Origin of the sequence: Acidovorax sp. (assembly GCF_022763525.1) — a bacterium.
GTDB lineage: Bacteria > Pseudomonadota > Gammaproteobacteria > Burkholderiales > Burkholderiaceae_C > Acidovorax.
In genome coordinates this window covers 1-9,239 of sequence record NZ_JALEGG010000268.1, presented here as the reverse complement: position 1 = coordinate 9,239, position 9,239 = coordinate 1, and the positions used below count along the sequence as shown (strand labels likewise).

Sequence of the window (9,239 nt, the reverse complement as noted above, 5' to 3'; positions counted from 1 at the left end):
TGGCGCACCAGCCAGGGTGCCTGGTCCGCCCGCGCCAGCTACACCTACCTGGACGCCTATTTCGCCAGCGCATACACCAGCGCTGGCGGTGTGGTGATTCAGTCCGGGAACCGCCTGCCGGGCACGGCCCGGCATGGCGCGCACTTTGCCATGGACTACGCTGCGACGCCCACCTGGCAGCTCGGCGCCTCGATCCACATGAGCGGGCCGGTTTACGCCAATGACCTGAACAGCGAACGCGCCCCAGGCTTTGCCGTGCTGGGGCTGCACGCCGCGTACCAGGTGGGAAGAGAAGGCGCGCACGGCGAGCCGCGATGGCAGGTCTGGGCGCGGCTGGACAACGTGCTGAACCGCAGGTACGCGGGAACCTTGATCGTCAACGATGGCAACGGCCGGTTTTTCGAACCGTCGGCAGGGCGGCGCTGGATGGTGGGACTGCGCGCCCGGTTCGTCTAGATTTCCCAGGGAGCGTGAACAGGCTCTAAGGCGCCCCGCCGGCCCGATAACCCAATGCCTTCATCGCAGCGGTCAAGGAGACAGCTGCGGTTGCATAGCCCTCCCAGGGGCCGTTGCCAATGCGCAGCCGTTGCTCCACCGATGGGACGGTCCAGTGCGCACCGCTGGTGATCTTACCCAGCTCGTTCCAAGCCACGGGCACCGAAACGCCCATGCCCGGCCGCGCGCGGGCCGTCCATGCGCTGGCCGTCGTTGCGCCCAGGCCATTGCGAAGATAGTCGGCAAAGATCTTGCCCACGCGGTTCTTGGGGCCGCTCTTGGCCACAAACCGCTGCGGAATCGTGCGCGCAAGATGCTGGACGATGGCCTGGCTGAAGCCCTTGACCGCATCCCAGTCGTGCAAACGCTTGATCGGCACCACCACATGCAGGCCCTTCCCCCCACTGGTCTTGAGGAACGCGGGCAAACCCAATTCAGTCAGCATCACGTGCACCAGCGTGGCCGCCTCCTGCATGTGCTCCCAGGCCACTCCCTCCCCTGGGTCCAGATCAAAGGTCATCCGGTCCGGGCGGGAGATCCTGTCTCTGCGGGCATTCCAAGTGTGGAACTCCACCGTATTCATCTGCGCAGCAGAAAGCAGCCCGCCGGGCCCCGCCACCTCCAACAGTGGCGGGTGAGCTGGATACAGGTCTTGCGGGAGTTGGCGGACCCCGTCCATTCCACCGACATCCAGGTGCTTCTGAAAGAACAATTCCCCTTTCACGCCCTCCGGCGCCCGTACCAGTGAGGTGGGGCGGCCTTTCAAATGAGGCAGCATGAGCGGCGCTACGGTGGCGTAGTAACGCACCAGATCCAATTTGGTGATCCCGGTTGACGCATCGATGACGCGCTGCGGGTGCGACACACGGATGGAGCCGACACTGGACGCAGCGGCCGCAGTCTTGCGGTTGATGGGCGTTTTGGACGTCATGGCGGTCGGTTCTTCCTTGCGGATCTCTCGGGCTGGCTTGTCGGCGCGCAAGCCTTTGAAAACAGCGTGGCGGATACGGCCTTCCTTGGTCCACTCCGCAAAGGCCACTTCCGCGAGCAACACAGGTTTCACCCAATGGGCCTTCTTGCCGATGGTCTGCGGACGGGCGAAAGGGCTGTCCGGGGTTCGAATCTCTTGCAACCGCTCGCTCAGGTCGTGCAAAAACCGCTCGTTGAAGCCCGTGCCGACATTGCCGGCATAGCGCAGCGCACCTTCCTCATCGTGCACACCCAGCAGCAAGGAACCAATGCCGGTGCGGCTCCCCTGCGGATCGGTGTAGCCGCCAATCACGAACTCCTGCCGGTGGCTGCATTTGAGCTTGATCCAGTCACTGCTGCGGCGAGAGACGTAGGCAGCACTCTTGCGCTTTCCGATGACGCCCTCGAACCCCAGCCTGCAGGCGGATGCCACGAGCTCGGAGGGGGCCACCTCAAACGCCTCGCTGAACCGGACGCTCTCCAAGGCTGCCTGCTCGATGATGGCTTGCAGACGTTCGCGGCGCTCCCACAGCGGGGCGTCTCGCAGATCGCTTCCGTTGGCGAAGGGAAGATCGAACCCATAGAAGACCAACGCGTCCGTGGACTGCCCGTCAAAAGCATTCTGCAGCGCCTGGAAGTCGGGTACGCCGTGTTCGTCCAGCACGATCACCTCCCCATCCACCCAGCCGGACCGGAGCGGAAGCTGGCCCAGGGCTGATGCCAGGCGCGGCATCTTGCTCGTCCAATCGTGCCCATTGCGTGTAAACAGACGTGCCTCGCCGCGCTCAATGCGGGCCACCAGGCGGTAGCCGTCAAACTTTAGCTCCCACAGCCACTCGGATGGGTCTTCAGGGGGCTGGTCGACCAAGGTCGCCAGTTGCGGAGAGAGCGTCGCGGGCAGTGGCGCCTTGGGTGTTTGGTTACGCGCCCGAGCAGGCTTGGGGGATGATGTGTTTTGCGGTGTTGGAGCGCCAGTACGCAAGGCGGAGCCGCTAAGGGACGGCAGCGGTACCGGAGCGGCTGCCGCCACGCTGTCGGGCATCTCGTCCACCACGCTGAAGTCCTGCGCCGGTCGCTCAAGACCGTCGCGCTCCTTGATAAGTAGCCAGGGCGGCTGGCGCTCCTGGCCTCGGCCGTGCATGCGCACCAAGGTCCAGTGGCCGCGAAGTTTATGCCCATACACCGCGAACTTGAGCTTGCCCTTGCGGTAGCCCTCAGCCGGGTCTCCTTCGGGCACCCAGTAGCCCCGGTCCCAGATGATCACCCGGCCCGCCCCATATTGCCCGGCCGGTATCTGGCCTTCAAAAGTGTTGTACGAGATGGGGTGGTCCTCTACCTGGACTGCCATCCGCTTGTCGACGGGGTCGAAACTGGGGCCCTTGGGCACGGCCCAGCTTTTCATCGTTCCGTCCAACTCCAGTCGAAAGTCATAGTGCAGGCGGCTGGCCCAATGCTTCTGGATAACGAATTGCCGCGCCCGCGTGCCCGGTGTGCCCCCTTCTGCAGGTTCAGGGGTAATGCTGAAATTCCGCTTTTTTTTGTATGGGCCAAGCGAATCGTTCACAGCCATGCTTCACCTATGCAGCCGCGCGGCGAGCGGCCTTCTTGGGAGCAGGCTTGGCGGCTTTCGCCGTCTTGGCGGCGGCCCCTTTGCCTTTGGGCGCGGCCTTTTTCGCCGCAGCCGCCGTCGCCTTGCGCGTGGCAGAAGGCAGCTTCGTCACGGAGGCCGCCGCACCATCACCTGCTGACTGGCGCGATGTTTTCCCCTCCAGGCTGCGCTTGAGCAGTGAAGTGAGGTCCAGCACATCCGCACCCGTTGCGGGCGCCGGGCTGCTGTCCACCTTGGCCACATCGGCAATCTCACCGGCGTTGGCCTTTTGCTCCACCAGCTTGTGGATTTCATCCGAGAAAGAATTGCGAAAGCTGTCTGCATCCCACGTCTGCGTCATGTCCTCAATGAGCTGGACCGCCATGGCCATTTCCGCCTCTTTGATACCCACGGCCTGAGTCCCCATCGGCGGCAGATTCAGTGCCTCGAATGAGCGGATTTCGCCGCCCCACCGCAGAAGATTCAGGATGAGCGCACGACCACAAGGAATGAGCACGGCCAGATGCTGCTTGGTTTGTATGACCACCGTGGCCACGCCCACCTTGTTGCTCTTGCGCAGCGCCTCCCGCAGCAGGGCGTAGACTTTTTCCCCGCGCTTGAGGGGAGCGGTGTAGTAAGGACGTTCGAGGTAGACAAACGGAATCTCGTCCGCGTCCAGAAAGGCTTCGATTTCGATGGTCTGGGTGACCTTGGGATACGCAGCGGCAATCTCCTCGGGCGACAGCACCACGTAGCGCCCCTCTTCGTATTCCACACCCTTGACGATGTCCGCTGCAGCAATCTCCTTGCCCGTCACCTTGTTGACGCGCTTGTATCCCACCGGCTGCATGGAGCGCTTGTCGAGCCAGTCAAAGTCAATGCCCGTGCTGGCGGTAGCCGAATACAAGCCGACCGGAATGTGAACCAAGCCAAAGCTGATCGCCCCCTTCCACATCGTGCGCGTGGAAGTGGGCGCCTTGCCGTCTTCATCAGCCATTGCAAACTCCTAGGTTTGAAGTCAGGACTGGGAAGCAAGGTACTGGCGCACTTTCTCGGCCGAAGAGCCCACCGCTGCGACGGCTTCGCGCAGTTGTGTCTCGGTCACTCCCAGACTGTTTGTCCAGTCGCGAATTTCATAGGGTTCGCTGAGATTGATGAACGCGCGGTCGTGCGCGATTTGCGTCTTGTCGTCGCTCATGTGCCACTCCTTGTAGGAGAGTGAAGCTATTGCGCGCGTCGTGCGGGCGATGTAGGACAACCGCATGGTTTGAATAAGGACAGGGACCGTTCCCCATCCGGGCGCGAGCAGCACTGCAGTTTGGCCCAGCCCTCCGCACGGGTACGTCCGGGCAGTTCGCGAACTGCTGCGCGGCCGGCCAGCTTGCAGGACAGCACCCACGAATTTGTAGCGAAACGTGTGATCAGTTGCACTCTGACGCTTCAGTGCCCAAAATAAATAGCTCCATTGCAAGGAGGCCGCCATGCCCATGGAGCTGCTGTTCGCCCTTGCGCAGGGCGATTTGCCACGAACGATAGATAGCCCTAGTGATATCGACAAGCTCCGTGTCATCGCGGCAGCAGAACTTGTACACGCACGGCTGCCGGAGGTGGGAGCCCGCGAACAAACGGCGCAGGTGCTGTCCATTACCTGGCAGGGACGAGCCGCATTGGCGAAGGCGTACCCCCACCACTGTTTCAATTTCGGTGCCGCGCCGCGGCAGCAAGAAAACCCCTTTGCCGACTGGCGTCCCTCGAAGGACGCCTACGAGCTGCAGCGCGACGGCTCGCGAACCACCCTGGACTCGTAGCGCCGCCTCTTCCAAACAGAGACACCCGGTGCACGTGAAGCGTTGTTGTCTGACAGACGCCCACAGGGACATTTGCTGAAATTTCCCCATCAGCCATTGAGGTTGACCTGGGGAGCTCATTGGGAGCCCCCTCTCCCAACAGAGGATTCACCATGAAGCGCCACGATTGGAAACCCGGCACTCGCGCCCTGGCGGGCTTTACCGGCACGGTTGTGCTGGCACTTCTGGCCGCCGCCTCCTTGTTGGTACCCGACATCACCGTGCAGTCGGTGGACTCCATGCCCCTGTTGCCCAGTGGCCTGGACCAGATTCTTCTGGCCGACTGGTTTGAGTGAACGAAGAATCCTCCGTTCACCCGACCAAGGTCTTGATTCGGCGAGTCCGGACCATCGCAACCATGAACACTGGCAAAAAACATAGCACGAGCGTAATATTCGGCGCGGCCTCTCTGCATCTGGAGGGGCATTGAAATTGGAGGATGATCGTGAACCCACGTTTTCGAATCCCCGCAAGCCGCCGCTCAGCCCCCCTTTGTGCGGTTCTCGCCCCGATGGTGCTGATGTTTGCCCTGGCAGGCTGCAGCACGCCTCAGGGCGGCCCTGAAGACTCCACGCTGGATGCATTCACCCGCTGGCATGAAAGCGCACGCGCCCAGGCCCACGCTGGCGTCCTTCGCTGGAGTGATCTCTACAAAGAGAGCTTTGACCGGCTCACGGCCTTGCCCCCTTCGCTGCAACAAGATACGCGGCTGGAAAACACCGTACTGCTCCTGTCTACAGCGCGCAAATACGAAGCCAATGAAATGAGCGCCCAGCAGTTTGCCAGGGAGCGCGACCACATCGAAACGCAGTTGGAGGCCCGGCTGCGGTAGCCGGGCGCATGTTCGCCTGAGCATGCCCTCCCCTTTAGCCTTGCCGCCCAGCGCTATCTCAGCGGGCCGGATTGCTCCACCAGGGTGATGCGCCTGCGCAACGTCGCTGCAGTCTCTGCATCCCCTGCAGCCTCGGCGCGTTGGACCTGGATTGCCAACCACGCCATCAAGGGCCGCCGCCAACCCTGGGCCGAGGCCGTTTCAACGGCACTCGCCACCACAGCGGGACTCGCCCTACCCGCCTGCAAAAGTGCCCCCGCGGCCACCAGACGAGACAGCGGCTCCTCCATCGCGGCCAGCGCAATGGCGTCTCCCGACGCAGCCACCTTGCGTTGCGCTTCTGGCAACAGCCCCACTTGAGATGCCGTGGCGCGTCCCGCCAAATAGTCTGCATACGCGCGCTCTGGTGGCGCGGCATCCTGGCGCAGGGCTTCGAAAGGTTCGCAAGGACCCGCCACCACGCTCGCCACCTGCGCGGCGCATCGCATCAGTTCCAGGCGGGCCAGCAGGTCCGCGCGCCCTGTGCGGGCCACCTCGGCGCGAGCGCGGTCCCACTCCAGCTTTTCTACCCGGGCATTGCCCGACAGGTAGGCTTCGATGGCTTTCTGCGCCGATGCGTGGGCATTCATTTGCCAGTCGGGCACGGGCGGCTTGCTGGAACAAGCGATGAGGAGAGCCGAGGCGAAGGCGGCGGCACTCCACCGCAGCCATCGCCGGGGCATGGCAGGCTCCGTACGGCCAGGCAAAGCAGCCCCAAGGGTCCAATGGCGATTCATGGCAGCTTGATCTCCGTATCCCGTGCGAAGGGCCACTTGCGGTTGATCTCATTGACCAGGCTTTCCACCTTGCGCAGGTTGCTTTCCACCTCGGCCCGCAGCGCGCCCAGGTCGGTGGTGGCTTCGCGCGCGTTGGCCCCCACGGCCTGAGCCTCCACCAGCACGGCATCCACCTTCTTCAGGCTGGTGCGCGTATCTGCGAGCAAGGCGTTGAGCTGGGCCACGGCGGCGCGCACCTCGGGCACCAGCGCGTCCTTGGTTCCGTCGGCACCAAAGACCTGCCGGTCTGCGCGCGTGGCCATGCCGTCGAGCCGCGCGAGCAAGGCGTTGGTGCGCTCCAGCGTGGCCATGATTTTGCGGGCGTCCGCTTCGTTGCCGGTGAGCACCCCCAGCATGCCTTGGGGGCCGTTGATGCGCTCCGTCAATGCGCGCACATTGTTCAGGCTGCTGCCAAGCGCCGCGTCCTCGGCCGTCAGCGCGTTGAGGTTGGAAAGCAGCTCTCGCGCCGACGCCATGAGCTGCGGAATCTCGGCCGTGGCGTCGCCGCGCAGCACCGGCCGCACGGCGCCATCGGGCAGAGGGTCGTCGCTCAGCATGCCGGAATAGGCGCGGATGTTGGTCCCCCCGACGATCCCGCGCACCAGCGTGAACACGCTGGACTGTCGCAGCCAGTGCGCGTCCTTGCGGGGCACGTCGACGATGATGCGGGCGTTGCCGGTCTCGGCCAGCTCGATACGGCGCACACGGCCGATCGGAAAGCCCGAGAAGGTCATGTCCATGCCCACCACCACGCCTTCGGAATCGTCCGCAGTGAGCACCAGGGTTTGCGTGGGCTCAAACGCACCGCGGGCGTACAACAGGTACAGGCCCGACCCGACGATGAGCAACAGGCTGAACAACAGCAGCGCCGCAGCCTTGATTTCCAGGTGGGCCACCGGACGGAGCGTCTCGACCGGCGGCACGTCAGCGGCAAAGACAGGCTCAGCCGACTCAGGCGTGGGGCGGGGCGGAGGAATGTGGTGGTTCATGGTGCCAGGGATGCGTCACACAAGGAGATCGGGTTTGCGAAGGGCTATGGAGATCATCAGTAGTAGTTGCCCATGAGGGACATCACTTCGATCATCAGCAGCACGGCGAACATGCGGGCCAATCCCCCAAGCTCCGAATCAGGCTGGGTACGATCGCCAGAGTCATGCAGCCCTGCCGCCATGGGAATCAGCGCGATGGCCAGGCTGAAGAAAACGGTCTTGAGCACAAACACCATCGTGACGCTGGGGGTGAAGACCTGGCCGAACATGCGCGTATAGCTGGGCAGGCCCGCCACATTGAAACCATACACCCCCAGGTAGGCGAGCACCAGCGCGACAACGCAGCTGAGCGCCGCCAGCGTGATGCACGCAAACACGCCCGCAATCACCCGTGGCAGAAGCTCAATGCGCACCGGGTCCGACCCCTGCCGGCGCAACGCTTCAAACCGGCCGCCTTCGCGCAGGCGCGTGATCTGCGTGCCGTTGGGGATGGTGCAGCGCATGGCCACGAACAGCGCGGCGGTGAGGGGGATCAGCTCCAGCACGAGGACGCGGATCACCATTTCAAGGGCGTAGCGCGACAGCCCGTAGCTGAGCGCCGTGACCACCACAATCCGGGTGAGAACAAGGCTGATCAGCGCGGCCAGCACCGTGAAGCCCAGCAGCACCGGGGCGGTATCGAGGTAGAGGTGGCGCGCCAACGCCCTGCGTGTGCCCCGGCCATAGCTGGAGGGCGACAACACCAGCACGAACACCACGGCCCCCAGGTACAGGATGCGCCACCACGCGATGGCCCAGCGCCGCACGGTGTTCCACACACGTTCGGGCAGGGAGAGGCCGGGCAGGCGCGAAATCATGGCCGGATCATAGCGGTGCGCCCGCGGTCAGCGCGCATTCCGGGCTGTGGTGGCGGATTGAAGCGTTTTTGGACTCCAGCGCCTGAAAAACAAGCGCGGACAGCTACCATTTCAATAGCAAACGACACGCAGTGAAACAGCTCTTCACATCCTCGCACCCAGCCGCTGCACAGAGCACCGATGGCAATGGGCGCCGCGCTACACATGCCGCTTGGCCGACCCTGCGGGCGCGGGCTGGGCGGGTTGCGCGTCCGCCCGCGCGTGCAAGGTCTCGATGATGTGGCAGTGGTCATCCGACCCGTCGCAGCGGCTGCGCAGGGCCAGGAGGTCGGCTTCCAGCGCCTGCAGTTCAGCAAGGCGTCCACGCACATGCTGGAGGTGCTCATCCAGCGTATTGCGCGCCGCGTCGCAGTCCTCCTTGCGGCGCAGGTCCAGGGCGAGCAGGCTGCGCACCTCGTCCAGCGACATGTCCATCGCGCGGCACAGGCGGATGAAGCGCAGCTGATGGACGTCGGTGCCGCTGTACAGCCGGTAGCTGTTGTCGCCCCGCACACTGGGGGAGAGCAACCCTTCCTTCTCGTAGTAGCGGATGTTGGCGGCCGACACACCGGACTGCTGGGCCGCCTCACCGATGCGCCACCGTGCGGTGTCTGGATTCATGCTTGACCTTCAAGTGACTTCAAGGTTTCCAATCATGCCATCGTTTGCAAAAAACCTCCCTGAAGGACCCTATGTCTGCACACTGCCACGACCATTGTTCCTCTGCCTCCCAAGACGGCGCCCGCTCCAGCGCCGATCCGCGCTATCGCCGGATTCTGTGGATTGCGCTCATCGTCAACGCTGCCAT

11 protein-coding genes are annotated in these 9,239 nt (G+C 63.8%); 4 read left to right on the top strand and 7 right to left on the bottom strand.

Annotation, left to right across the window (positions count from 1 at the left end):
- Nucleotides 1–456 (top strand): TonB-dependent receptor (locus MRY84_RS20650; RefSeq protein ID WP_291507556.1); only part of this gene is annotated, 456 nt, incomplete at its 5' end.
- A gap of 25 nt (nt 457–481) precedes the next feature.
- Here the strand turns inward: MRY84_RS20650 and ligD are convergent.
- Genes ligD through MRY84_RS20635 form a run of 3 tightly spaced genes read right to left on the bottom strand, consistent with a single transcriptional unit; the run spans nt 482 to nt 4,250 of the window.
- Entirely contained in the window at nt 482–3,034 is a 2,553-nt protein-coding gene (ligD, locus tag MRY84_RS20645; RefSeq protein WP_291507555.1) for a DNA ligase D, read from the bottom strand.
- A gap of 7 nt (nt 3,035–3,041) precedes the next feature.
- On the bottom strand, nt 3,042–4,049 hold the full coding sequence (locus MRY84_RS20640; RefSeq protein ID WP_291507554.1) for a Ku protein: 1,008 nt from the start codon (nt 4,047–4,049) through the stop codon (nt 3,042–3,044).
- A gap of 21 nt (nt 4,050–4,070) precedes the next feature.
- Entirely contained in the window at nt 4,071–4,250 is a 180-nt protein-coding gene (locus MRY84_RS20635) for a DUF3606 domain-containing protein (RefSeq protein WP_291507553.1), read from the bottom strand.
- Between the two features lie 283 nt (nt 4,251–4,533).
- On the opposite strand from MRY84_RS20635, the gene MRY84_RS20630 reads away from it, so the two are divergent.
- The 3 genes from MRY84_RS20630 to MRY84_RS20620 all read left to right on the top strand — a co-directional run bounded on the left by MRY84_RS20630 (nt 4,534) and on the right by MRY84_RS20620 (nt 5,731).
- Entirely contained in the window at nt 4,534–4,860 is a 327-nt protein-coding gene (locus tag MRY84_RS20630; protein WP_291507552.1) for a hypothetical protein, read from the top strand.
- Nucleotides 4,861–5,012: 152 nt separating this feature from the next.
- Nucleotides 5,013–5,195: a hypothetical protein gene (locus tag MRY84_RS20625; protein WP_291507551.1), complete on the top strand. Its 183-nt coding sequence runs from the start codon at nt 5,013–5,015 to the stop codon at nt 5,193–5,195.
- 224 nt (nt 5,196–5,419) lie between these two features.
- Nucleotides 5,420–5,731, top strand: coding sequence for a hypothetical protein (locus MRY84_RS20620; RefSeq protein ID WP_291507550.1), 312 nt, complete (start codon nt 5,420–5,422; stop codon nt 5,729–5,731).
- Between the two features lie 53 nt (nt 5,732–5,784).
- Here MRY84_RS20620 and MRY84_RS20615 read toward each other — a convergent pair whose 3' ends face one another.
- The 4 genes from MRY84_RS20615 to MRY84_RS20600 form a co-directional block, all read right to left on the bottom strand.
- Nucleotides 5,785–6,453 (bottom strand): hypothetical protein, encoded by a 669-nt coding sequence (locus MRY84_RS20615; RefSeq protein WP_291507549.1) that lies wholly within the window; start codon nt 6,451–6,453, stop codon nt 5,785–5,787.
- Nucleotides 6,454–6,503: 50 nt separating this feature from the next.
- On the bottom strand, nt 6,504–7,535 hold the full coding sequence (locus MRY84_RS20610) for an MlaD family protein (RefSeq protein WP_291507548.1): 1,032 nt from the start codon (nt 7,533–7,535) through the stop codon (nt 6,504–6,506).
- A gap of 56 nt (nt 7,536–7,591) precedes the next feature.
- Entirely contained in the window at nt 7,592–8,392 is an 801-nt protein-coding gene (locus MRY84_RS20605) for an ABC transporter permease (RefSeq protein ID WP_291507547.1), read from the bottom strand.
- Between the two features lie 198 nt (nt 8,393–8,590).
- Complete coding sequence (locus MRY84_RS20600; RefSeq protein WP_291507546.1) at nt 8,591–9,052, bottom strand: Cd(II)/Pb(II)-responsive transcriptional regulator; 462 nt, start codon at nt 9,050–9,052, stop codon at nt 8,591–8,593.
- Between the last annotated feature and the right edge of the window lie 187 nt (nt 9,053–9,239).

Excerpts from the sequence above, each read along its gene's own strand:
- ligD (WP_291507555.1), bottom strand. The coding sequence starts at position 3,034 with ATGGCTGTGAACGATTCGCTTGGCCCATACAAAAAAAAGCGGAATTTC.
- MRY84_RS20640 (WP_291507554.1), bottom strand. The coding sequence starts at position 4,049 with ATGGCTGATGAAGACGGCAAGGCGCCCACTTCCACGCGCACGATGTGG.
- MRY84_RS20635 (WP_291507553.1), bottom strand. The coding sequence starts at position 4,250 with ATGAGCGACGACAAGACGCAAATCGCGCACGACCGCGCGTTCATCAAT.
- MRY84_RS20630 (WP_291507552.1), top strand. The coding sequence starts at position 4,534 with ATGCCCATGGAGCTGCTGTTCGCCCTTGCGCAGGGCGATTTGCCACGA.
- MRY84_RS20625 (WP_291507551.1), top strand. The coding sequence starts at position 5,013 with ATGAAGCGCCACGATTGGAAACCCGGCACTCGCGCCCTGGCGGGCTTT.
- MRY84_RS20620 (WP_291507550.1), top strand. The coding sequence starts at position 5,420 with ATGTTTGCCCTGGCAGGCTGCAGCACGCCTCAGGGCGGCCCTGAAGAC.
- MRY84_RS20615 (WP_291507549.1), bottom strand. The coding sequence starts at position 6,453 with ATGCCCCGGCGATGGCTGCGGTGGAGTGCCGCCGCCTTCGCCTCGGCT.
- MRY84_RS20610 (WP_291507548.1), bottom strand. The coding sequence starts at position 7,535 with ATGAACCACCACATTCCTCCGCCCCGCCCCACGCCTGAGTCGGCTGAG.
- MRY84_RS20605 (WP_291507547.1), bottom strand. The coding sequence starts at position 8,392 with ATGATTTCGCGCCTGCCCGGCCTCTCCCTGCCCGAACGTGTGTGGAAC.
- MRY84_RS20600 (WP_291507546.1), bottom strand. The coding sequence starts at position 9,052 with ATGAATCCAGACACCGCACGGTGGCGCATCGGTGAGGCGGCCCAGCAG.